At 69.9% G+C, this 23,326-nt stretch carries 15 protein-coding genes and 1 pseudogene; 10 read left to right on the top strand and 6 right to left on the bottom strand.

Annotated features, from left to right (window positions below; translation table 11 throughout):
• Positions 1 to 7 precede the first annotated feature (7 nt).
• Positions 8 to 772, top strand: a complete 765-nt coding sequence (locus tag IE142_RS16170) for a VOC family protein (RefSeq protein ID WP_191886419.1) — start codon at positions 8 to 10, stop codon at positions 770 to 772.
• Positions 773 to 821: 49 nt separating this feature from the next.
• Here IE142_RS16170 and IE142_RS16165 read toward each other — a convergent pair whose 3' ends face one another.
• Entirely contained in the window at positions 822 to 1,379 is a 558-nt protein-coding gene (locus IE142_RS16165; protein WP_043375754.1) for a MarR family winged helix-turn-helix transcriptional regulator, read from the bottom strand.
• The gene (locus tag IE142_RS16160) at positions 1,376 to 3,064 is read right to left on the bottom strand and encodes an FUSC family protein (RefSeq protein WP_191886418.1); all 1,689 of its coding nucleotides are present in this window, start codon (positions 3,062 to 3,064) and stop codon (positions 1,376 to 1,378) included. The genes IE142_RS16165 and IE142_RS16160 overlap by 4 nt, the downstream gene beginning before the upstream one ends.
• A 201-nt stretch (positions 3,065 to 3,265) precedes the next feature.
• Here IE142_RS16160 and IE142_RS16155 point away from each other — a divergent pair, with 201 nt between their 5' ends.
• The 5 genes from IE142_RS16155 (at position 3,266) to IE142_RS16135 (ending at position 7,583) form a co-directional block, all read left to right on the top strand.
• Entirely contained in the window at positions 3,266 to 3,844 is a 579-nt protein-coding gene (locus tag IE142_RS16155) for a DUF5134 domain-containing protein (RefSeq protein ID WP_191886417.1), read from the top strand.
• 104 nt (positions 3,845 to 3,948) lie between these two features.
• Positions 3,949 to 4,884 carry a M56 family metallopeptidase gene (locus tag IE142_RS16150; RefSeq protein ID WP_191886416.1) on the top strand — a complete coding sequence of 312 codons (936 nt, stop codon included), beginning with the start codon at positions 3,949 to 3,951 and terminating at the stop codon, positions 4,882 to 4,884.
• A gap of 131 nt (positions 4,885 to 5,015) precedes the next feature.
• Positions 5,016 to 5,687, top strand: coding sequence for a phosphatase PAP2 family protein (locus IE142_RS16145; RefSeq protein ID WP_191886415.1), 672 nt, complete (start codon positions 5,016 to 5,018; stop codon positions 5,685 to 5,687).
• Positions 5,688 to 5,991: 304 nt separating this feature from the next.
• Complete coding sequence (locus tag IE142_RS16140) at positions 5,992 to 6,681, top strand: HAD family hydrolase (RefSeq protein WP_191886414.1); 690 nt, start codon at positions 5,992 to 5,994, stop codon at positions 6,679 to 6,681.
• Positions 6,682 to 6,872: 191 nt separating this feature from the next.
• The gene (locus IE142_RS16135) at positions 6,873 to 7,583 is read left to right on the top strand and encodes a TetR/AcrR family transcriptional regulator (protein WP_191886413.1); all 711 of its coding nucleotides are present in this window, start codon (positions 6,873 to 6,875) and stop codon (positions 7,581 to 7,583) included.
• Here the strand turns inward: IE142_RS16135 and IE142_RS16130 are convergent.
• On the bottom strand, positions 7,571 to 9,073 hold the full coding sequence (locus IE142_RS16130; protein ID WP_191886412.1) for an LVIVD repeat-containing protein: 1,503 nt from the start codon (positions 9,071 to 9,073) through the stop codon (positions 7,571 to 7,573). The two genes, IE142_RS16135 and IE142_RS16130, sit on opposite strands and share 13 nt — an antisense overlap.
• A 222-nt stretch (positions 9,074 to 9,295) precedes the next feature.
• Here IE142_RS16130 and IE142_RS16125 point away from each other — a divergent pair, with 222 nt between their 5' ends.
• The gene (locus IE142_RS16125) at positions 9,296 to 9,958 is read left to right on the top strand and encodes a DUF305 domain-containing protein (protein WP_191886411.1); all 663 of its coding nucleotides are present in this window, start codon (positions 9,296 to 9,298) and stop codon (positions 9,956 to 9,958) included.
• Positions 9,959 to 9,977: 19 nt separating this feature from the next.
• On the opposite strand, the pseudogene IE142_RS36665 reads toward IE142_RS16125, so the two are convergent.
• Positions 9,978 to 10,091 (bottom strand): annotated as a pseudogene (locus tag IE142_RS36665) (DUF6214 family protein); the annotation flags it as partial.
• A gap of 150 nt (positions 10,092 to 10,241) precedes the next feature.
• Entirely contained in the window at positions 10,242 to 10,577 is a 336-nt protein-coding gene (locus IE142_RS16120; RefSeq protein WP_191886410.1) for an ArsR/SmtB family transcription factor, read from the bottom strand.
• Between the two features lie 174 nt (positions 10,578 to 10,751).
• Here IE142_RS16120 and IE142_RS16115 point away from each other — a divergent pair, with 174 nt between their 5' ends.
• Positions 10,752 to 11,894: an FAD-dependent monooxygenase gene (locus IE142_RS16115; RefSeq protein ID WP_191886409.1), complete on the top strand. Its 1,143-nt coding sequence runs from the start codon at positions 10,752 to 10,754 to the stop codon at positions 11,892 to 11,894.
• A 491-nt stretch (positions 11,895 to 12,385) separates the two neighbouring features.
• On the opposite strand, the gene IE142_RS16110 is transcribed toward IE142_RS16115, so the two are convergent.
• The gene (locus IE142_RS16110; protein ID WP_191886408.1) at positions 12,386 to 12,556 is read right to left on the bottom strand and encodes a hypothetical protein; all 171 of its coding nucleotides are present in this window, start codon (positions 12,554 to 12,556) and stop codon (positions 12,386 to 12,388) included.
• Positions 12,557 to 13,099: 543 nt separating this feature from the next.
• Here IE142_RS16110 and IE142_RS16105 point away from each other — a divergent pair.
• Both IE142_RS16105 and IE142_RS16100 read left to right on the top strand, forming a co-directional pair.
• Positions 13,100 to 16,708 carry a LamG-like jellyroll fold domain-containing protein gene (locus IE142_RS16105; protein WP_191886407.1) on the top strand — a complete coding sequence of 1,203 codons (3,609 nt, stop codon included), beginning with the start codon at positions 13,100 to 13,102 and terminating at the stop codon, positions 16,706 to 16,708.
• A 133-nt stretch (positions 16,709 to 16,841) separates the two neighbouring features.
• Entirely contained in the window at positions 16,842 to 23,267 is a 6,426-nt protein-coding gene (locus IE142_RS16100) for an RHS repeat domain-containing protein (protein WP_229830545.1), read from the top strand.
• The last annotated feature ends 59 nt before the right edge of the window (positions 23,268 to 23,326 follow it).

Below are 23,326 nucleotides of genomic sequence, written 5' to 3'. Positions count from 1 at the left end.
CCACGCGATGAAGCTCCACGAACCGGTGCCCGGCGGTCCCTGCTGGGCCGAGCTGGGAACCAGTGACCTGGAAGCGGCGAAGCGGTTCTACACCAAGCTGTTCGGCTGGCGTCCCGAGACGGACTCCCGGCAGCAGGCGGGCGGCTACACGATCGCCCGTCTCGGCGATGCGGCGGTCGCCGCACTGACGCCGCTGTACCAGCAGGCGCAGCCGGTCGCCTGGAACGTTTCCTTCGCGGTCCGTGACGCGGACGCCGCCGTGCGGCAGGTGACGGCGGCCGGCGGGTCGGTCCTGCAGGGTCCCACGGACGTCTTCGACTCCGGCCGGTTCGCGGTGGCCGCCGATCCGGGCGGTGCGGTGTTCCAGCTGTGGCAGGGGCGGTCGTTCCCGGGCGCCGGCCTGTTCAACGCGCCCGGCGCGCTCGGCTGGGTGGAGCTGCTGACCCGGGAGCCGGACCGTGCCGCCGACTTCTACACCACGGTGTTCGGCTGGACCGTGACCGCGTCGGACCGCTACCCGCAGTGGGGGATCGACGGCGCGGACTTCGGCGGCATGGTGACGATGGACGACAAGTTCCCGCACGAGGTGCCGTCCCACTGGCTGCCGTACTTCGCCGTGGCGGACGTGGACACCGCCGCCGTCGACACGACCGACAGCGACGGCACCGTGCTCATGGAGCCCACCTCGCCCCCCGACGAACCGCGCATCGCGGTGCTGCGGGATCCCCAAGGAGCGATGTTCGGCGTGTACCACGCGGGCGACGAGCGCTGACGGGAGGACACAGCGGTACGGCTCGCACTCCCGGCGGCCCCGGAGGGCGTCAGACCCGCAGTGCCTGCGGACGGCTCTCGAGCCGGGCCAGCAGCGTCCCCAGGAGCGCCGCCAGCTCCTCCTGGTCGGGTCCGTCGACGCCGGACAGGACGGCGGACTCGTAGGCGAGCTGTTCGGGCAGGATACCGTCGACGAGGTCGCGGCCGGCGTCCGTGAGGCGGACGTGGGCGACCCTGCGGTCGCGGGTGTCGCCGCGCCGCTCCACCAGTGCGCGTTCGGTGAGCTGCTTGAGGCGTTTGGTGACCGCGGCGCCCGAGGAGAAGGTCTCGCGGGCCAGATCGCCGGGGGTGAGCTCGTGTCCGGTGCGGCGCAGGGCGCCGAGCAGGTCGAACTCGGCGCGGCTGAGCCCGGCCCGGCGCAGGGGGGCGTCCTCGGCCTGCTGGAGGAGGGCGGCGCAGCGGTTGATGCGGCCGATGATCTCCATCGGCCCGGTGTCGAGGTCGGGGTGCACGGCCCGCCACTGCCGTACGACCGCGGCGACGGTGTCCCCGCCCGGTCGGCCCCTCGCGTCGCTCCCGGTCGCCGATCCCCCGTCGGTTGCGGTCATGGCCGTACGTCCTCCGTTCTCGTGCCCGTTTCCCGGTCCGGACGCGCTGCCTGGCGTCGCACCGTTGCGGCGAGCGTACGGTGTCCGGACTGCTCGGCGAGCACGACCCTCTCCTGGGGCAGCGCGCGCCCCCACCATTCGCCGGCCGCGGCGTCGACGGTGGCCCGCAGGTCGGTGAGCGCGGCGGCCAGGCCCCGGCGGGCGGCCTCCAGGGCACCGGGGGCGGGGTCGGGCTCCGCCAGGAGACGGGCGGCGTGCTCCCGGGCACGGTCGGCCGCGGTCACCGCCTGCCCGACACGGCTTTCGGCACGCCGGTTGGTGACGGCCACGGCGGCCAGGAAGCCGACCAGGGCTCCGACGAGGGTGTCGGCCACGCGCTCGGTGATCAGATCGCCGGGCTGCTGGTAGCCGGCGTACTCGGTGATGAGCAGTGCCATGGGGGTCACGCAGACGCTGCCGAGCCAGTAGTTGCGGGTGATGAGCGCCTCGGCGCCGAAGTTGAGGGCGAGGCAGAACAGGACCAGGAGGGCCTGTCCGAGGTGGGCGAGCGGGGCGATGGCGGCGAACAGGAGCACCCCGGCGATGTTGCCCACGACGCGCTGGACGGCCCGGCTCCAGGTCAGGGTCATGTTGGCCTGGTAGAGGGCGGCGGCGGTGACCAGCGCCCAGTACGGGCGGCCGATACCGAGGGCGAGGGAGGCGTAGCCGGCCAGGGCGCAGCCGAGGGCGGTGCGCAGGGCGATCGGGCCCAGGGGGCCCAGTCGTCGCCACAGGGGCGCGGACGGCGCGGCGAGCTCGGTGGCAACGCCGAGGAGTTCGTCGGTGGCGGCCGGGGTGGCGCCGGTGCGCGGGATCCGGCCGGTGCCGCGCAGGGCGCGGGCCCAGTCGCGCAGCCGCTCCGGGTCCGAGTCGGCGGGCGCTGCGAGCGCGACCTCGGCTCGGACGACGAGGTGTTCCAGTGCGCGCCGGGTGGTGGCGCGGGTACCCGTCGCCGGGAGGGCCAGCAGCGTCTGCCAGGCGGCCTGCACGGCGGCGTACCCGGCGGCGCGCGCCGCGGTGTGGCCGTCGCCGGCGCCGCGGGTGTCGGCGTACGCGGCCGCGGCGTTCAGTGCCTGGGCGGTCGCCCGGCGTTCCGGGCCGTGCGGGCGGACGAGGGCGGGTGCCATGCCGACGGTCCAGGCCCAGGCGCCCGCGGCGGCGCCCAGGGCCAGATGGACGGGGATCTGCCCGAAGGTCTGCGGGACGAACAGAGCGGCGGAGCTGGTGAAGGTCGGGATCACGTTCCCCGGCGGGCCGACGCGGGTGGCGTCGCACAGGACCTTCTGGACGGCGGCCAGCAGGGCGCCGACGGTGACCAGGACGACGGCGTTGCGGGTGAGTGAGGCGGCGACCAGGGCGACGGCGACGCCACCGAGCATGCCGAGCACCACCCAGGCCAGCACGCGGGCTCGGGCGGCGTAGGGGCGGTTGTGCGCGTAGAGGGCACACAGGGATCCGGCCATGGTGTACATCGCCAGGTCGAGGCGGCCGAGGGCCAGCAGGATCAGGTTGGGCGGGGCGACCGCGGCGACCGAACTCAGTGCGGGCTTGAACCAGATCTCGGAGGGACGGCGCAGGCACAGCACGCCGGTCAGGGACAGGCGGCGGCCGAGTGAGGTTCCGGGGGTTGGGGTCGCACTGCTCATGAGAAAAGATTAACAGGTGTTTTACCTGTAAATAAATGCAGGGCGGTGTCGGCGGTCCCGACACGACCAGCAGCGATCGACCGCGCTCCCTCGAATACACCCCGTGTACACCCTTGCGCTCGCGTGCGCGCCGCACGGCCCGGGCAGTCCTTGACCGACCGTCGGGCATCGGCCGTCGGACTGCGAGCGGGGGAGGCACGTGTGCACGGACCGGCGTCGTCCGGGTGGCTGCTGGTCGCGCTCTGCGCGGCGACCGGCGCGTACTGCCTGCTGCGGATGCGCAGCGGCGTCGAGGAGCAGCGCCGTGCCGCGGGCGACGAGGCGCTCATGGGCTTCGGCATGGCCGCCATGGCCGTGCCCGCGGCGGTGTTCACCCCGCCTCCCTGGGCGTGGCCCGCCTACGCGGTGGTGTTCGGCGCCGCCGGGCTGCGCGCCCTGTGGGCGGCCCGGTCGGGACGTCATCACCTGCACCATCTGGTCGGGGACGCGGCCATGGTCTACATGGCGCTGGTGATGGCCGGCTCCCCCGCCCACGGTCACGGCCCGTCCGGAGTTCCGTTGCTCACCGGGGTGCTGCTGCTGTACTTCGCCGGGTACGTGCTGCTGGCCGGCGTACGTCTGCTGCCGGTGGCCGTCGTGGCCGGGGGCGGTGCGGCTTCCGGGAGCGGCTCGGAAGCCGGGGGAGGCGCGACGGGCGGCTGGGGCGACCGGCCGGAGCTGGCGCGGGCGTGCCGGCTCTCCATGGGCATCGCGATGCTGGCCATGCTGCTGACCATGTGACGGCCGGCGGCCGTGCCCCGTACTGCCCCGCCCGCAACCGTTGCCTGCGTCACTTCGCCCCACGGGCCGCACCGCTTCCGGTACGGCGCTCATAGGCTGACCCCATGATTCTCCCCGCGGCACTGCTGCTGCTCGGCGCCCTGACCGCCGTCCTCGCCCCGAGGCTGCTCGCCCGCGCCGACTGGCCGGACCGCGAACCGGTGGTCGCCCTGTGGGTGTGGCAGTGCGTGGTGGCCGCCGTGCTCGTGTGCTGCGCCCTGTCGATGACGTTCAGCGCGGCGGCGGCCTGGCACGCGGTGGGCGGTCATGTCTTCGCGACGGCGCCGCGTCCGGTGGTGGAGGCGTACGCGCTCGGCACGTCCGGGCTCTGGGCGGACACGACCGCGGTCACCCTTGCCTGCGGCGGGTTGTGGAGTGCCGCGATGCTGGCGCGTGAGGTCGTGCGGGCCCGGACGCGGCGTCGGCGGCGCCGCGCCGAACTGCTGCACCGTGTTCCGCTGTTGCCGGGCGAGGCGCCCGGCTCGGACCGGCTCGTCGTTCTGGAGGGCGAACGGCCGGGGGCCTGGTGGCTGCCCGGTACTCCCCCGCAGTTGGTCGTCACCACCGCCGCCCTGCGCCGCCTCAAGGGCCGTCAGCTCGACGCGGTGCTCGCCCACGAGAAGGGGCACGCCCGGGCGCGGCACGACTGGCTGCTGCACTGCTCGGCCGCCCTGGCCGACGGCTTCCCGCAGGTTCCGGTCTTCGCCGCGTTCCGCGACGAGATGCACCGCCTGGTGGAACTCGCCGCCGACGACGTGGCCTCCCGCCGCTTCGGCCGGCTGACGACCGCGCTGGCACTGGTCGAACTCAACGAGGACCGAGGCGTCTTCGGCCCCTGCCCGGCGACGCAGGCTCAAGTCCCGCAGCGCGTACACCGGTTGCTCACCCCGCCGAACCGGCTGTCTGCGGCCCGTCGGCTGCGGCTGACGGCGGCGGCCTCGCTGGTGCCGGTGGTACCCGTGCTGGTGGCGTTCGTACCGGGGCTGCGGGCGCTGGGGTAGGCGGTGCCTCGCGCTCCGGCAGGATCCGAACGACACCGCCCGGTTCCCGCGGGCGGCCCCTCGCCGCTCCCGCATCGCGGAAACCGGCCCGGGATTGGCCCCGGGCCGCCCGGGTCGGCGAGTATCGCAGCATGCAGACGCCCTCGGTCGACTCCCCGCCCAGTCCCCCGCAGCCGCGCACAACTCTCCGCGTCACCTGGCTGCTGACCGCCTGCTCAGCGCTGCTGCTCGCCCTGGTGGCCCTCGAATGGCGTCCACTGATCGGCCTGGACGACGCCATCGCGGACACGACGCACCGCTGGGCGGTCGAAGAGGCGGGCATCACGCACGCCATGCGGATCCTCACCGACTGGGTGTGGGACACCTGGACGATGCGGCTGCTGTGCGCTGTGGTGGTTCTGTGGCTGTGGTTCCGGCGCGGCGACCGGTGGACGGCCGTGTGGCTGGGGGTGACGTGCCTGCTGGGGAGCCTTCTGCAACAGGCCCTGAAGGTGGGCGTGGACCGCGCCCGCCCCGTCTGGCCCGACCCGGTGGACTCCGCGCGCTACGCGGCCTTCCCCTCGGGCCACGCCATGACCGCCACGTTCGTGTGCGGCCTGCTCGTATGGCTGCTCCACCACTACGACGCCACCCGCGGCGTGCGCGTGACCGCCCTGGCGGTGGCGGTGGTCTCCGTGGCCGGCGTCGGCGTGACCAGGGTGTGGCTCGGCGTCCACTGGGCCGCGGACGTGGTCGGCGGCTGGCTCCTGGGCGCCCTGGTGGTCGCTGCCGCGGCACTCGTGCACGGGCGTCGGCACCCTTGAGGACGCCAGGGCCCGGCCACGACCGAGAGGTCGGGGCAGTAGCCGGTGGAGTGATCGCTGATCTCCGTGACCGTCCGGGCTCCCGCCGGCCGCGCGAAGGCGACCTCGCCCGCGCCCAGTACGCCCCGGCCGCCCGGCTTAGGACCGGGCGGGCCCGCCTCGCCCCGGCCGCTTCACGCATGACGTCGACCGGCGCTGCTCGGGCCGCGGCGGGTGCTCCGTCGTGGGCGAGGGGGATCTCGTCCGCGTCTTTTGCGACCGGGATCTCCCCGCGGCGTGGAACGTCGGCTCGTAGCATCCGCACATGACTGCCGTGCTGTTCGACTTCTCAGGGACCCTCTTCCGCATCGAGTCCGCCCACGCCTGGCTGAGCGGGGCGCTCGCGGGCACCGGGACGCCCCTGTCCGGACCTGACCTCGCCGCGACGGCCCGCGCGCTGGAGGAGGCGGGGGCGCTGCCGGGCGGAGCGCCTCCGGCGCGGGTACCGGAGGAACTCGCCGGCGTCTGGGAGGTCCGGGACGAGAGCGCCCAACTGCACCGGGCCGCGTACACCGGACTGTCCCGGCAGGTACGACTGCCGGACCCCGGGCTGCACGACGTGCTCTACGACCGGCACATGACACCGGACGCCTGGAGTCCCTACCCGGACGCCGCCGAGGTGCTGGGCACGCTGAGCGAACGGGGAATCGCGGTCGGGGTGGTCAGCAACATCGGCTGGGACCTTCGTCCCGTCTTCCGCGCGCACGGCCTGGACCGGTACGTCGACGCCTACGTCCTGTCGTACGAGCACGGCATCCAGAAACCCGACCCACGCCTGTTCTCGACCGCCTGCGCGGCGCTCGGGTCCGAGCCGGACCGGACGCTGATGGTCGGCGACGACCGGCGGGCGGACGGCGGTGCGGCGGCCCTCGGCTGCGCGGTGCACTTCGTGGACCCGCTGCCGGTGTCCGAGCGGGTGTCGGGGCTTCGGCCGGTGCTGGACCTGTTGCGCTGACCGGCGCCGACGCGTCCGGCATCACACCCGACCACCCCGCTGGCCCGAGGCAACCACCGATGGTGTGCGCCCGCCTCGGACGATCCCCCGTGTCGCCCGAGGCAGACGGTAGCCCGGATCGGACCCGCGCAGGGCCCGACCGCCTGCGCCGAGTATAGTTGGCCGGCAGCCAGTCAACGCAGGAGTACAGCATGTCCCCGCGCAGCGCCTCGGTCAATGAAGAGTTGCGGAGGCGTTCGAAGGAGCGCCTCCTGCAGGCCGCGGTGGAGCTGGTGAGTGAGCAGGGGTACGACGCCACCACGCTGGGTGCCATCGCCGACCGGGCCGGCTCGGCGCGGGGTCTGATCTCGTACTACTTCCCCGGCAAGCGCCAGCTCGTGCAGTCCGCCGTGCACCGGCTGATGCACCGCACGCTGGAGGAGGCGCTGGAGCGCGAGCCGCGCACCGCCGGGGGCCCGGAGCGGATGGCGCGGGCCATCGACGCGATCCTCGGTCTCGCCCGGGACCGGCCGGTGCTCATGCGCCAGCACATGGCGGGCCTGCTCCAGGCCGAGGTGGGTTTCGTGCCGTGCCCGGAGCAGCGGCGGCTGGCGGAACTCCTGCGGGACACCGTGGCCCGGCACGGCTCGCCGGACGTCGACCGCGACTACCCGTTGCTGCGCGCGCTGCTGATGGGAGCCGTGTTCGCCGCCCTGTTGCCCGGAGCGCCGATGCCCGTGCCGGTGCTGCGCGCCGAGTTGTTCAAGCGCTACCGGCTGGCCTGGGAGCTGGGTGTCCCGCCGGACACCGAGGCGCCTGGCGGGACGACGTGCGACACGGACCTGTCGCGCTTCTTCGCGACCGGCGCGCCCGGCCGGCCGCTCCCGACGGACGCGGCCGGCCGACCGGCTCAGTCGAAGTAGTCCGGCTGCGTCTGCGTGTTGAGCTCACGCAGGTGGACCCGCTCGGCCGGGTCGGTGCGCCGGTCGCTGAGCTTGAGGACGTCGAAGCCCTTGGCGATGTCGTTCGAGTAGATGTAGCCGTTGTAGTAGTACGCCGACCAGGAGCCGCCGGTGGAAATGGTCTCCGTGCTCAGCGGGCCGCGCTCGAAGTAGGCGATCTCCTTCGGGCGCTTCGAGTCGGTGAACTCCCAGACGGAGACGCCGCCCTGGTACCAGGCCTGGACCATGATGTCGCGGCCCTGGACCGGAATCAGCGAGCCGTTGTGGGCCACGCAGTTCTCGGTGTCCGCCTGGTGGCGGGGGATCTTGAAGTAGCTGCGGAAGACCAGCTCGCGGTGGTCACCCCGACCCACGATGTCGTAGATGCCGTCGGCGCCGCGGTTCGGGCCGATCTCCGCGTTGCAGGTGGCGGCACCGCCGCCGCCCAGTTCGTCGGTGAAGACGACCTTGTTCGCCTCCTGATTGAAGGTCGCCGAGTGCCAGAAGGCGAAGTTGACGTTGTCCTGGACCCGGTCGATCACCTTGGGACGCTCGGGGTCCTTGATGGAGAACAGGATGCCGTCGCCCATGCAGGCGCCCGCCGCGAGGTCCTTCGAGGGCAGGACGGTGATGTCGTGGCAGCCGGTGGTCTTGGAGACACCCGGGTTGGTCGGCCCTCCCGGGTTGCCGCCGCCGTCGGGCCCCTCACCGGGGAACAGCACCGGGAAGCCCACGACGGCCGCCCGCTCGGGCGCCTTGCGCGGCACCTTGATGACGGAGATGCCGTCGTGCGGAGGCTGGCAGTCCGGGTACGCGGCGTTCGGCGAGTACGAGGAGACGTAGATGTAGACGTCCTTGCGCTCGGGCACCAGCGTGTGGGTGTGGGAGCCGCAGGCCGTCTCGACGGCTGCGACGTACCTCGGGTTCCGCTTGTCGCTGATGTCGAAGACCTTCATGCCCTCCCAGGAGGACTTCTCCGTCGCGGGCTGCGTGGTGCTGTTGCAACTGCTGTCGCTCCGCGAGGAGTCGGTCGACAGGAACAGCAGGTCGCCGGAGACGGAGATGTCGTTCTGCGAGCCGGGACACAGCACCTGGGCCACGGTCTTCGGCTTCTTCGGGCTGCTGATGTCGAAGATGCGGAAGCCGTCGTAGTTGCCGGCGAAGGCGTACCGGCCCTGGAAGGCCAGGTCCGAGTTGGTGCCGGGCAGTGCGTCCTTGGGGATGTTGGCCAGGTGCTCGATGTTGCGGGAGTGAACTACCTGGTCAACGCCGGGTATCTCGCCGCCCTCGATGGCGGCGCGCGCTTCGGCGCGCGCGCTCTTGGACACCTCCTTCGTCTTCGCCGGGCCGTCCCCCGGGTCGGGGGTCGCCACGGCGGGACCGGCCGTGAGCAGCGCGGCCAGGAGACCGGCGGCGGCCGCCGCACCTCCCAGGCGTCTGCGCCGCGTTCGCGGGTCACTCAACAGGATCACTGTTTCCTCCCTACGTCCGTTCCGACGGAACGGTTCACGCACCCCGCAGTATCGTCTTCGCCATGCTCATACCAACAGAGGGCAACAGGCTCGCAATGAAGTTTTTTGATCAGTGACACGCGGAAGCGTGCTAAGACGGTCATTGCACTGACGAGGTGCTCCGCCTCATCAGGTGCTCCGCGTCCCTCCCAAGGGGGGGCGATCCAGCCACAGGAGGTCGTTGTGCCCTTCCGTCCCGCGTCGACTCGCGTGTCGCCAGTCACGGCCGCCCTGACCGCACTGACCGTGCTCGGGCTCGGGGCCTGCGACTCGGGCCCGGACGACGGGAAGGCGGGCGCGGCCGGCCCCTCTGTGATCGCTCCGGGCGGACCGGGCGAGGGCAATCGGACCCTGTCCGCCGAGGAGGCCGAGAAGCATCGTGCCGACGACGACTCCCCCAACTCCGCGGACGTCTCCTACGCGCGAATGATGATCCAGCACCACGCCCAGGCCCTGGAGATGACCGAACTGGTGCCGGAGCAGGCCGAGTCGGGACAGGTCAAGAAGCTCGCCGAAAGGATCTCCGCGGCCCAGGGACCGGAGATCCAGGCGATGAAGGGCTGGCTGAAGACCCACGGCGAGGAGGAGACCGGCGACGGCCACACCCACGACCACGCCGCGATGCCCGGGATGGCGACCGAAGCCCAGTTGGAGAAGCTGCGCAAGGCACGGGGCAAGACCTTCGACCAGCTGTTCCTGACACTGATGATCACGCATCACGAAGGCGCGATCAGCATGGCCACGGACGTGAAGTCGCAGGGCAACAACGTGCAGGTCGAGGAGATGGCCGACGACGTGGTGGCCCAGCAGACGAGCGAGATCTCGCGGATGCGCAGGATGCTGTGACGGACCGTAGGCGACTGCTTCAGCGGCGCGCGCGGCGCGGGGTCAGAAAGCCGTCGTCGCGCGCCTGACCGATCAGCCTGAGCGACCTGCGCCGGCCGTGCCCGGTCGCGCGCATCACCGCGAGGACCGGATCGCCACGATAACGAGCGCGGGACGGTGGTCGAAGCGACACCGATCCCATTTGTGCCCGCGTCGTGTCCAGCTACTTGCGAGCCGGGCGCGGGCTGGATTCGGCCGAGCTCGCGGCTCAACCCGGACTCCCCTCCGGCGTGCTCAGCTGTGCTCAGCGAGGAGCAGTACCGCCCGGGGACTCTGCGCCCAGGAGCGTGAGCAGCCCGGGAAATCTCTTGTCGATGTCCGCGCGTCGTAGTCGGATGCCCTTGCGGTTGCCGTAGTCGATCTCGTCGATGAGACCTGCCTCGCGCAGGACTCGGAAGTGGTGGGTCTGGGTCTGCTTCGAGATCGGAAGATTGAACGAGTTGCAGCCCCGCTCGCTGTCGCTGCGGTCGGCGGCCAACTCCGTCATCACCGAACGACGGTGCTCGTCGGCGAGGGCGCGAAACACCGTCCCCAGATCGAGCACATCGGCCTCCGGGCCGACCAGGTTCTTCCCGGCCACGCGGCACCTCCTTCAGGTACGACTTGAATCGTACCTGAAGAATGTGCTCCACCAAGGTACGAAATTTTTCGTACCTTGGTTCCGGTTGCGCTGCCCGTCCCGCCGCGCTCTGAGAGCCGGCCCCGGCACTCGCCGGGGAGCTGGTCATCCTCGACACTCCGAGAGGTCATCGTCATGAAGAAGCCCGAGGTGCTGATAGTCGGTGCCGGAATCGCAGGGCCCGCGCTCGCATATTGGCTCTCCCGGAACGGCTACCGGCCAACGGTCGTCGAACATGCCCGGCAGCTGCGCTCCGGTGGCAGCGCGGTCGTCGTGAAGGGGCCCGCGATCCCGGTCGCCGACCGCATGGGCATCCTCCCGCAGCTGCGCGGGCTCGCCACCCGCAATCGGTCACTGACCCTGCTCGACCCCGGCGGCAGGCGAATCCTGCAGCTCCCGCTCACCTCGGACAAGGCGCCGACGGTCGAGGTGACCCGAACCGACCTGTCCGAGGTGCTCCACCGGTCGGCGCAGACCGAGGCCGAGTTCTTGTTCGACGACACGGTCACCGCTCTCGACCAGGACGAAGGCGGGGTGGACGTCACCTTCCGTAGGTCCGCGCCACGGCGCTTCGACCTGGTAGTCGGTGCCGACGGGATGCACTCCACCGTACGACGCCTGGTATTCGGACCCGAACGGCAGTTCGCGAGCGACCTGGGCCTGTACGGCGCGACCGTGCCGCTGAAACCCGACGCCGTCGAGGACCCGAGTGAGATGACGATGCTGACTGTGCCGAACCGGATGCTGGTCGTCCATCCCTCGCGGACCACTCCGCTTGCGATCTTCACCTTCCGGGCCGCACGGCTGGCGCCCCACGACCGCAAGAACATTGCCCTTCACAAGCAGACCGTGGCCGACGCCTACGCCGGCGTGGGGTGGCGGGCACCGGAACTCGTGGCGGCCTTCCTCGACCACCCGGCCCCGTTCTTCGACCCCCTGACCACCCTCCGGATGCCCTCGTGGTCCCGCGGACGGGTCGTCCTGCTCGGGGACGCGGCGGCGGCGACAGCCCTGCTGGGCGACGGGTCCAGCATGGCGATGGCGGGCGCGTACGCCCTCGCGGAAGAGCGCGCCGCCCAACCCGGTGACCACGCCCGCGCCTTCGCCGTCTACGAGTCCCGTCTCCGCCGCGAGGTAGGCCCACGGCAGCGACGCGTCGGTCCGCTCTCCAGGCTCATGGTGCCCCGCACCCGGCCGGGCCTCGCAGTGCGCAATACGGTGGGCCGCGCGGTCAGCCGCACGCACCGGAGCGCCACTCGCGAAGCCGCGAACCGGTAGACCGAGCCCGCACCGACCGCTCACCGGCCGGTGCGCAGCTCCCCTGTAGCTCCCAACCGGGTCGGCGCCGCCATGCGAGCAAGCCATGGCCGCCCTGAAGGGCTGGCGCCCCCGGCGGAAACTCCGCTGTAGCACCAACCGAGTCACCGCCATCGTGAAGACGATCCCCACCCTTCGTCACGCCTCAACCTGAGGTTGGAAAGGGCTCATTGGCGCGCTTACCGAGCTGATATGGGTGCTGGGACTCGGTGCCTGGGCGTTGATCGGCGCACTGCTCATCGAGTTGATCTTCCGGCCTTGAAGCGTGGATCTGCCGAGGTCGGAGCCGGCCCCGGCTCTGAGCAGTGCCTGTGCAGAGCAATCGAATAGTGCAGGGTCAGAACACTGCTTCTTCACCAGTCGGGTGCTGCCGCAGCTCGTGTCGGCGTCGTGGACGTTGGCCCGGAGGATGCGGCCGGTGCCCAGGTGCAGGGAGACCCGAAGCTGCCGGCCTATCCGGTTGGGCACTCCAGCCCGATGAGCGGCAGCGACACCGTGGAGCCGGCCTTGAGGACGAACGGCAGCTCAATGTGCTCAGCCTCGCTCCCGACCCGCACCGGCGCCGCGTAGTGCACCGACGGGGTGAACAGTATCTGGGTGCGCCGGCCACGCTTCCACCCCACGCGCCGGACGGCTCGGCTTCGACGGGCGGGTGCTGCACCGGGCAGACCTGCTCCACACTTGCACACCGCCTCTTGGAGGAAAACCGTCGCTGAGACATGCCCGGTTGCCCGTATAAACGGCGAGCTGGCGGTGTGGGAGGGCGAACGGCTGGCTTGCGAGCGGCTTCAGCAGCGTTTGGCCCGCCCACCTGGTCGGGTCCGACCTCCTGCGCCTGGACGGGCCGGTTGAGTAGCCAGGTGCGACGTCGATGATCTCGGCGTTTCGGTATGGATGCGCAAGTGTGATCGTGGGGCGTACAACCCTGCTCAAACGTTGGTTTCCTCACGTGGCCTTCCGGAACTTGACGTGTTGATGTCCGTTTCCTGCCTGTTGACCTGGCGATCTGGTGAGGCGTTAGTTACTCCTGGCTACTTTGTGAATCGTGTGGGCGGGGTGTGGCAGGGATGTGGACTCGGTTGCGAGGCGGGCGAGAAGTGCTGCCCTCGCCGAAGGCCCGGGCTGGGAGGCCTGGCAGAAGACGTGACAGCAGGGCCGTTGCGGGTATGACCGCGGCCGTGTGTGCGGCGGTGGTCGCGGCTTTCGTGCCCGGCCCGATGGCCTCCGCGGTCGGTGACGATGCGGCCGGTGTGCCGTTGACGGAGGGGCAGAAGGCCCTTCAGGCGGCGCAGGAGTCCGGCCAGCGGGTGGAGGTGACCACAGAGAGGGGGGAGCGGACCACGGTGTTCGCCAACCCGGATGGTTCGACGTTCACGCTGGAGGAGTCGTCGGTGCCGGTGCGGGTAGCGAAGCCCGGTGGCGGCTGGCAGGCGCCTGATCCCACGCTGGAGATGCGGTCCGACGGTTCGGTGGGGCCGAAGGCGGCCTCCGTGGACATGTCCTTCTCCGGTGGCGGAGACGCGCCGCTGGCGCGGATCGACGAGCGGGGCCGATGGCTGGAACTAGACTGGCCAGGACCTCTGCCCGAGCCTGAGCTGGACGGCTCCAGCGCCCTGTACCCCGAGGTGCTGCCGGGTGTCGACCTGAAGGTGACCGTGACGGTCGAGAGCTTCCAGCAGGTGCTGGTGGTGAAGACGCCCGAGGCGGCAGGGAGCGAAGAGCTGAAGAAGCTCACCTTCGGCCTGGAATCTGACGGTCTGGACGTGGTGGAGGGCGCCGCCGGCAACTTGGCCGCGCTGGACGACGACGGACAGGCCGTGTTCAAGGCGCCGCCGGCGCAGATGTGGGACTCGGCGGGCCAGGGCGCTCCGGAGCCGAAGACGCAGCTCCTGCGGGTGGAGGCGGAGCAGCCCGAGCCGGCGGATCCGGCGGAGAGTACGGCCTCGGGGACGGGGCTGGAGCCGGGGCAGGGCGACACGGTCGCCCGCATGGACGTCCAGGTACACGAAGACGCCCTGACGGTTGTGCCGGACGCGCAGATGCTGGCCGACACGGACGCGTCGGCCTTTCCTCTGTTCATCGATCCCACCATCACCTGGGGTGAGTCCGAGCGGACGCTGCTGCGCAGCGACGGCTACGAGTCCTACGGCTGGGGCAACGGCAGCGACAACCTTGGTAAGGGAGCTGGCAAGTGCGGCTCCTGGAGCGGCTACTACTGCGGGCCGGGGTACGTGCAGCGGCTGTACTTCGAGTTCTCGCCGGCCAGCTTGAAGGGCAAGAAGGTCCTGGACGCCACGTTCCGGGTGACTGAGCCGTGGGCGTTCCAGTGCAGCCCTCGCTGGGTGGACCTGGTCCGCACGAACAACATCTCCTCCTCCACCACCTGGTCTTCACGGCCCAAGGAACTGGACTGGATGGGCGACCGGTACGTGTCTGCCGGCCGTGGCTCACTGTGCGACCCGGACTCGCCCGACGCGCCGATCGAGTTCAACGACAATCCGGAGGAGACCAACGAGAACCTCACCCCGACCTTGCAGAACTTCGCGGCGGGTAAATTCTCCCGGCTCACACTCGAGATCCGGGCCCACGACGAGTCGGACACCTCGGCGTGGAAGCGGTTCCGCAACGACGCGGTACTCGCCGTGGACTTCGTGGGGCTCCCGGACAAGCCGACCGGAATCGCGCTGATGACCGGCTCTGGTCCCGTGTGCGAGCGGGCGGAAGCTGACCCAGCGGTCGTCTCGGACCCGACCCCGACACTTCGGGCGTACGCCCAGACGACGGCCGGGGGCGAGAAGGAGGCCCAGCTGCGGGTCTACTTCGACCTCGATCACAAGAACGCGGACGGCACGTGGTCGGACACCAGCCCCGGCAACGGGTCGGTACGTCCCTCATCCGGCTACATAGGGGACGGCAAGTCTGTCACCCTCACGTGGTCGGCGCTGACAGACGGCAAGCTGTACCGCTACCAGGCCTGGACGCACTCGTTCTACAACGCCGGCAAGAGCCATCTGTCGAGCAGTACCTCGGGCTGGTGCTACTTCAAGGTCGACTCCACCGCGCCCAAGGCGCCCAAGGTCACGGTCGGGGAACCGTACAGTGCGTGCACGGCCACCGCATGCGTTCCGGGCGGCGGTCCCAACCAGTCGGCGACCCTGTCTTTCGCCGCCGCGACCGGGGATGCGAACAACGTCTCCTACCAGTACAAGTTGTCCTCGGACGACGCCTGGTCGAGTGAGCTCAAGGGCGCTTCGGTCACGCAGAAGATCACGCCGGAACGTTCCGGCACCTACAGCGTGTACGTCCGGGCGAAGGACGACGTCGGCCGCTGGGGCGCACAGAGCGTCGTCGACTTCCTGGTGGCGGCCGGTGAGGGCCCCATCGGGCGGTGGCACTTCGACGAGGCGAGCGGTGTCGCCGTGGACGCCGCGACAGCAGACGGCAAGGACGACGCGACCCTCGCAGGGGGCGCGGCTCGTGACGACCGCGGGCGTCGTGGGCTGATCACCCATGACGCCGAAGGGCAGCCGCTGGAGACAGCGATCACGGACAAGGGGCTGTCCCTCAACGGCAGCACTGGATACGCCGCCACCGGCGGACCGGTGCTGGAGACCCGGTCGGCCTACACGCTGTCCGCCTGGGTTCGGCCTGACAAGCTGGACAGCAAGGCAGCCGTGCTCTCGACACGTGACGGTGTGAGCAGCCCCTTCATCTTCTACTACGACCCCGGATACAAAACCTGGTACTTCGGTATACGCAAGGCTGGTGAAAAGGACTGGTACCTCGGCAGGGCAGCGGTCTATCCGGCGCAGGCCGGCGTATGGACACACCTGGCGGGCACGTACGACCCGGCGAAGAAGGAACTCAACTTCTACGTCGACGGCCGTAAGCAAGGGGGCACCTACACAGTCGACGGCTCTTGGTCGGCAACCGCACCGTTGGACTTCGGCCGTCACCAACTCAGCAGCGGCCCGGCATTCAACTTCCCGGGCTCGATCGACGAAGTCGCCGTATGGCAGCGCGTGCTGACCCACAAGGAGATCGCCGACGAGGCGCAGCTTCTCACCTCGGCGGGCTTCGCGGGTGCCGAGCTGGTCGCCGACTGGTCTGCCGAACGCGGCAGCGGCACGACGGTCGCCGACACCACCTCCGGGTACGGCCGGAGCCTGACCCTCACCGGCGGCGCCTCGATCGACGGAGACGCGATCGTCCTGGACGGTGTCGACGACTCCGCGACCGCACCCGGACCGCTGGTCTACGACCACAGTTCCTTCACCGTGTCGACCTCGGTTCAGCTCGACGGGACCGAGCTGCTTGCCAAGGACATCGGCTACACCGGCCAGGTCCTAGGGCAACGCACCGCTGATGGCTCCGCATGGGGCTTCTGGTTCGAACTGACCGGCAAGGACACCTACCTCGACGACAATCGGGAAGAACGCACAGTCCCGGTCGGCAAGTGGCACTTCGGCCGGCTCAACGCCGACGGAACCTTCTCGTCAGTGGTGTCCGACGATGTCGCAGCCGTTGACAGCCCGGTGCGCCTGAGCGGCATCTACAACGCGTTGAACGGAACGATCAGCCTGTACCTCAGTCACGTCCAGAACGGCGGGACCCAGGCGTACACGATCGCGCTGGGCAGCGGGGACTTCGCCATCGGCAAGGGCTTCACCGGCGGTGCGTGGAAGCACTACCTGCCGGCGCGCATCGGCGAGGTCCGGTTGTGGGCGGGTGCGATGGCCAGCAGCGAGCAGATCGACTACCGCATCGGCGACTGACCACCGCACGTCGGGTGCGGCGCCGGCCAGGCCGACGCCGCACCCGACGTCACAGCACACCACTTGCCGACGCAGACGACGCCAAGGAGCGCAGGCGGAACGGATGAACATGGCTTTTGGCATAGGCACAACAATGAGACGGTTCCGGGGCAGAGGGCGCGGTGGAACCGTCGCGGCAGTCCTGGCGCTGGCACTCGCAGTCCCTACCGGGATGGCCCCCGTGGCGCAGGCCGCCGAGGGAGGGCTCGGCCGACCGGATCTTCCTGGCCAGCGAGTGAGCAAGGTCGAGGAGAGTAAAGGACCGGGGGCTCGGAAGGCCCGCGCGAAGGTCGTCCAGGGCGAGAAGGCGGACACTGAGCGCGCTCGACGGTCGAAGGACGAGCAGCGGGCGGCGACCTGGCCGCAAGAGGGCGATGCGATGGTCGCACTCGACGCCGGCAAGCGCGGCAGGGCCAAGCCCGGCGGCCTCCCCGTCACCATCAGTCCGGCCGGAGGCAAGAACAGTGCCGCATCCGGTACCGGAGCCCGTATCCATGTCCTTGGCCAGGAAGCCTCCGAGAAGGCCGGCATCACTGGTGTACTGCTGACCGCCGAAGCCGACGAGGCGGGGCAGGCCCAGCTCAGCATCGACTACAGCAGCTTCGCGTCCGCGGTCGGCGGCGACTGGGCCGACCGGCTGCGCATTGTTCGCCTTCCCGGCTGTGTGCTGGACACGCCGGGCAAGGCCGCGTGCCGTACCACCACACCGTTGACGTCCGACAACGACCGCGCTCAGCAGACCGTCACAGCATCCGTTCACCTGGCCGAGACGGACGCCGGCCCCACGACTCAGCTGGCCCGAGCGGCCTCCAACGCGACCGCTGTGTTCGCGGTGACGGCTACCGCCCCGGGAGAGGGTGCGTCCCCGTCCGGTGCCGGCGACTACTCGGCCACCGACCTCTCGGAGTCCTCGTCCTGGGAGGCAGGGGACAACTCCGGTTCGTTCACATGGAACTACGACATCAACATGCCGCCTGCGGCAGCCGGGCCGACACCGGAGCTGGCCCTGTCGTACGACTCCGGCAGCGTCGACGGCCGCACCGCCACCACCAACAACCAGGGCAGCGCGGTCGGTGAGGGCTTCAGTCTGACCGAGTCCTACATCGAGCGGGTCTACGGCTCCTGCGACGACGACGGCCACGACAAGGCCAACGATCGATGCTGGAAGTACGACAACGCGCAGCTGGTCCTGAACGGCAAGGCCACCCGCCTGGTGAAGAAGTCCGGCGACGCGGAGAGCACCTGGCGGCTGGCGAACGACGACGCCTCCACGGTGACCCGCTCCACGGGCGCCGACAACGGCGACGACAACGGCGAGTACTGGACCGTCATCACCGGCGACGGCACGAAGTACGTGTTCGGCAGGAACAAGCTCGACGGCGCCGACAGCCAGCGCACGAACTCGACCTGGACGGTGCCGGTCTTCGGCGACGACTCCGGAGAGCCGGGCTACAGCAAGGGCGACTCCTTCGGTGACCGGGCGGTGACCCAGGCGTGGCGGTGGAACCTCGACTATGTCGAGGACACCCACGGCAATGCCTCCACCTACTGGTATGCCAAGGAGACCAACCACTACAAGAAGAACAAGGCCACGACCGCCAACGCTTCCTACACCCGCGGCGGCTACCTGAAGGAGATCAAGTACGGGCTGCGCAAGGGCGCACTGTTCACCGACGACGCCGACGCCAAGGTCACCTTCAGCCACGCCGAGCGGTGCACCGCGTCCGACTGCTCGTCGCTGACCAAGGACACGGCCAAGAACTGGCCCGACGTCCCCTTCGACGCCATCTGCACCGACGGCGACGACGACTGTCTGGGCACCGGCCCGTCGTTCTTCTCCCGCAAGCGCCTGACCAGCATCGACACCTTCTCCTACAACGCCTCCGGCGGTGACTACGACCCGGTGGACTCCTGGGACTTCACGCAGGAGTACCTGGACGGTGGAGACATCGGAGACACCTCCGACCACGTCCTCACCCTGAAGTCGATCAAGCGGACCGGCAAGGCCGGCGGCACCGCCATCGCCCTCAACCCGGTGTCGTTCACCTACCAGTGGCGCGAGAACCGGGTGGACGGCACCGACGACATCCTGCCGCTGACCCGGCCCCGTATCGCCACGGTCACCTCGGAGACCGGCTCGATCACCACCGTGACGCTGTCCTCGCCGCAGTGCGTGCGCAGCGAGGTGCAGGGCGCCGCCGAAGACACCAACACCCGCTCGTGCTTCCCGCAGTACTGGAACATCAACGGTGCCGAGGACGCGTCGGTCGACTGGTTCCACAAGTACCGGGTGGAAGCCGTCGTCGTCTCGGACCCGGCGGGCAACAACGACGCGGTGGAGTACGCCTACGACTACAGCGGCGCCGCCTGGCACCACAGCGATGCCCCCTTCACCCCGAAGGACGAACGGACCTGGTCCGACTGGCGCGGCTACCGTCAGGTCACCGTCTCCACCGGCGCCAAGGAAACCACCCGCTCCAAGACTGTCTCCCTCTACATGCAGGGCATGCACGGTGACAAGAAGAAGGACGGCACCACCCGCTCCGTCTCCGTGACGCCGCTCGCCTCCCCGTCCGTCGGAGTCGCGAGCATCACCGACAGCGACCAGTTCCAGGGCATACGGCGCGAGCACGTCACCTACAACGGCTCGACACCGATCACCGTCGAGGTCACCGACCCCTGGTCCAAGGAGACCGCCCGCCAGAGCGCGCCCGGCGCCGCCGACCACGTGGCCCGCTACGTCCGCACCGCCAAGTCCACCACCTACGAGTATCTGTCCGCCGCCGACGCCTGGCGTTCCCGCTCCGTCGACACCACCTACGACGACTACGGCATGGCCGTCACCGTCGGTGACTCCGGCGAGATCGGCAAGGGCGGCGACGAGACCTGCACCCGCACCTGGTACGCGCGCAACGACGCGGCCGGCATCAACGACCTCGTCTCCCGCACCCGCACGGTCGGCCGGTCCTGTTCCATCATCGACACCAGCCTGAACCTCCCCGCGAACACCCAGACCCGCGGTGACCTCCTGTCCGACACCGCCACCGTCTACGACAACCCCGACGCCACCACCTGGTCGGCCTCCCAGAAGCCCACCAAGGGCGTAGCCACCTGGACCGGCCGCGCCACCGGCTACAACGCCACAGCGGGCCCGGACAAGCTGCGAGCGGCCTCGGGCTGGCAGACCACGTCGACGACCGCCTACGACACTCTCGGCCGGCCCGTCGACGTCACCGACGCCGACGGCAACACCACCCACACCCGCTACACTCCCGCCACCGCGGGTCCGCTGACCAAGACGACCGTCACCAACCCCAAGGGCCACGTGACGGACACGTACTTGGACCCCCGGCACGGCCAGGCCGTGCGCGTGTACGACGCGAACGCCAAGAAGACCGAGTCCACCTACGACGCCCTCGGCCGCCTCACCGCGGTCTGGCTGCCCAACCGCAGCAAGGCCGCCGGCTACAGCGCGAACACCACCTTCAAGTACCACCTCAGCAGCGGCGAACCGTCCTGGGTGTCCACCTCCACCCTGAAGAAGGACGGCAAGACCTACAGCACGAGCTACGAGCTGTACGACGCGATGATGCGGCCCCTGCAGACCCAGACCCCCAGCCCGCTCGGCGGCCGGATACTCACCGACACCCGCTACGACACACGCGGACTGGCCTACGAGAAGTACGAGGACATCTTCGACACCACCTCCGCCCCGAACGGCACCTACACCCGCGCCGAGTACGGCGAGGCCCCCACACAGACCGAAACGGTGTACGACGGAGCGGAACGCCCGACCACCAGCACTCTGTACGTCTACGGGGTGAAGAAGTGGTCGACCACCACGAGCTACACCGGTGACTCCACCGCCACCACGGCCCTCAAGGGCGGCTCGGCCAGCCGCACCCTCATCGACGCCCGCGGCCGGACTGTGGAGACCCGACAGTACGCGGGCACCAGCCCCGCCGACCCCCAGTTCGGCGGCGGAACGGGCACAGCCTCGTACACCTCCACCACCTTCCAGTACGCGCTGGACGACCTGAAGACCCGAGTCACCGGCCCCGACGGCGCGCAGTGGACATACGGCTACGACCTGTTCGGCCGCAAGATCAGCGCGGACGACCCGGACAAGGGCCTGACCCGCCTGTCCTACGACCAACTGGACCGGCTCACCCAGACCACCGACTCCCGCGGCAAGAGCATCATCACCGCCTACGACGCTCTCGACCGCATCACGGGCACCTGGGCCGGATCGAAGGACGACGCCAACCAACTGACCGCGTTCACCTACGACGCTCTCCTCGAGGGACAGCCGGACGCGAGCACGCGCTACGTCGGCGGCAAGAACGGCACGGCCTACACCAAGACCGTCACCGCCTACGACAAGCTCGACCGGCCCGCCATCACCGAACTCACCCTGCCGGAATCCGACCCACTGGTCACCGCGGGGGCACCAACGACCCTGCAGTTCGAGGGCAACTACAACATCGACGGCACCCTGCAGAGCACCAAGGAACCCGCTCTCGGCGGGCTCCCGTCCGAGGTCGTCGGCTACCAGTACACCGACACCGGACAGGTCACGTCGATTGTCGGCAAGGCCGGCTACCTGCTCGACGCCGACTACTCGGCCCTCGGCCTGGCCCGGCAGCTCACGCTCGGCACCGCCGACACCGAGGAACACAAGAAGGCCTACGTCACCAACCTCTGGGAGGAAGGCACCAAGCGCCTCCTCGGCAGCCACGTCACCGACCAGACCCACCCGTACAAGCTGCAGAACCTCGCCTACACCTACGACCAGACAGGCAACGTCACCTCCATCGCCGACACCAGCACCCTCGGCGGCACCGCAGCAGCGGAAACCCAGTGCTTCACCTACGACGGCCACCGGCGCATGACCGAAGCGTGGACCCCCGCCTCCCAGAAGTGCTCCGACACCCGCAGCGCGAACACCCTGGGCGGAAGGGCCCCGTACTGGACCAGCTACACCTACAACGACGCCGGACAGCGCACCACGCAGACCGCACACACCACCGCCGGCAGCACCACCACGCACTACTGCTACGAGAAGGACGGCCAGCCTCACGCCCTGACCGGAACCAGCACGTCGGCGGACTGCACCAACCCCGACCGCGCCTTCACGTTCGACAGCACCGGCAACACCACCAGCCGGCCCGACGGCGCCGCCACACAGGACCTCGCCTGGTCCGAGGAAGGCAAGCTGACCAGCCTGACCGAGAACGGCAAGACCACCGACTACCTCTACGGAGCCGACGGCACCCTCCTCATCCGCAGCACCGAGGACGGAGAGCGCATCCTCTACGCGGGCGCAACAGAGCTGCACCTGCGCGCCGACGGCACCTCCTGGGCCCAGCGCCACTACGGTTCCGGTGACGTGACCGTTGCCGTCCGGTCCAACGAGACCGGCAGCGACGAGCTCAGTTACCTGGCCAATGACCTGCACGGCACGTCCACCCTTGCCGTCGACGCCACCGACCAGGCGTACTCCCGGCGCTACATGACCCCCTTCGGCGCCCCCAGAGGCACCGTCACCGGGTCGGCTTGGCCCGACGACAAGGGCTTCCTCGGTAAGACCACCGACACCGGCACAGGACTCACCCACGTCGACGCACGCCAGTACGACCCCGAGATCGGCCAGTTCATCAGCGTCGACCCACTCCTGCAGACCGGCATCGGACAGACCCTCAACGGCTACAGCTACGCGGTCCAGAACCCGCAGACCATCGCAGACCCCACCGGCCTCGGTGTCCCCGAATGCCACACCGGCGAAATCAAGAACTGCCGCAACGGCGTCCCCGTCAGCACCGGCAAAAAGGCCAGCAGCAGCGAAGGACCGGTCCGCGCCTGCCGCTGCGGAAAGCGCCCCCCGCTCGTGAAGGGCATGAAGCCCACCGGCCTCGGAGGCATCCCCGGACGCCGCAACATTACCCTGCCCTCCACGCCCGCGCCCAAGGGCTGGCTGAGGACCGTACCGTCCAGTTCCGGGGGCAGCCCTGCCCCCAACCCCGGCCCCAAGCCTAAGTCGGAGGCCAACAAGAACTGGTTCGGTAAGGTGCTCGACGTTATCGGCGTGGGAACTGAGCCCAACACGTGGGGCGCTTGCATTAGCGTTTCCGGAGGAGCGGTCCTGATGGGGACTCTGGGGGGCTGCGTTATGGTGAGCCGTAACGCCGACGGGGACTGGGATCTCGGCGTGAGTGGTTCTCCGGCGATCTCCGGAGTGGGAGGGGGCCTCTCGGCAGACCTCACGGGACTGACGAGTAACGCGGACTCGCTCGACCAACTCCGAGGCTGGGGCTGGGACAAGGAAGTCTCCGCGCACTACGGAATCGGAGGTCTTGCCAGCCATGAATCCAGTTTCAATCTCGACGGATCATGGGTGAGGAACAGCAAGGGCGAGCCGGTATGGGCCACTGAGGTAGGTGGGGGCCCCGGCGTCGAAGGAGGAGTTGAGACAGGGCTCAACTACACCTGGGGTTGTTCGCTGCGGCTCGGCTGCAGTTGATTCGTACCTTTTTGCCGCCGGCCCGAGAAGCGAGCACTCGGTCCGGCGGCCTCCGACGC

It is taken from the genome of Streptomyces mutabilis, assembly GCF_014649815.1.
GTDB lineage: Bacteria > Actinomycetota > Actinomycetes > Streptomycetales > Streptomycetaceae > Streptomyces > Streptomyces mutabilis.
This window is presented reverse-complemented; position numbering and strand designations above follow the sequence as displayed.

Bases quoted from the DNA above. Each gene is read 5' to 3' on its own strand.
- IE142_RS16170 (WP_191886419.1), top strand. From the start codon at position 8: ATGAAGCTCCACGAACCGGTGCCCGGCGGTCCCTGCTGGGCCGAGCTG.
- IE142_RS16165 (WP_043375754.1), bottom strand. From the start codon at position 1,379: ATGACCGCAACCGACGGGGGATCGGCGACCGGGAGCGACGCGAGGGGC.
- IE142_RS16160 (WP_191886418.1), bottom strand. From the start codon at position 3,064: ATGAGCAGTGCGACCCCAACCCCCGGAACCTCACTCGGCCGCCGCCTG.
- IE142_RS16150 (WP_191886416.1), top strand. From the start codon at position 3,949: ATGATTCTCCCCGCGGCACTGCTGCTGCTCGGCGCCCTGACCGCCGTC.
- IE142_RS16145 (WP_191886415.1), top strand. From the start codon at position 5,016: ATGCAGACGCCCTCGGTCGACTCCCCGCCCAGTCCCCCGCAGCCGCGC.
- IE142_RS16140 (WP_191886414.1), top strand. From the start codon at position 5,992: ATGACTGCCGTGCTGTTCGACTTCTCAGGGACCCTCTTCCGCATCGAG.
- IE142_RS16135 (WP_191886413.1), top strand. From the start codon at position 6,873: ATGTCCCCGCGCAGCGCCTCGGTCAATGAAGAGTTGCGGAGGCGTTCG.
- IE142_RS16115 (WP_191886409.1), top strand. From the start codon at position 10,752: ATGAAGAAGCCCGAGGTGCTGATAGTCGGTGCCGGAATCGCAGGGCCC.
- IE142_RS16105 (WP_191886407.1), top strand. From the start codon at position 13,100: ATGACCGCGGCCGTGTGTGCGGCGGTGGTCGCGGCTTTCGTGCCCGGC.
- IE142_RS16100 (WP_229830545.1), top strand. From the start codon at position 16,842: ATGAGACGGTTCCGGGGCAGAGGGCGCGGTGGAACCGTCGCGGCAGTC.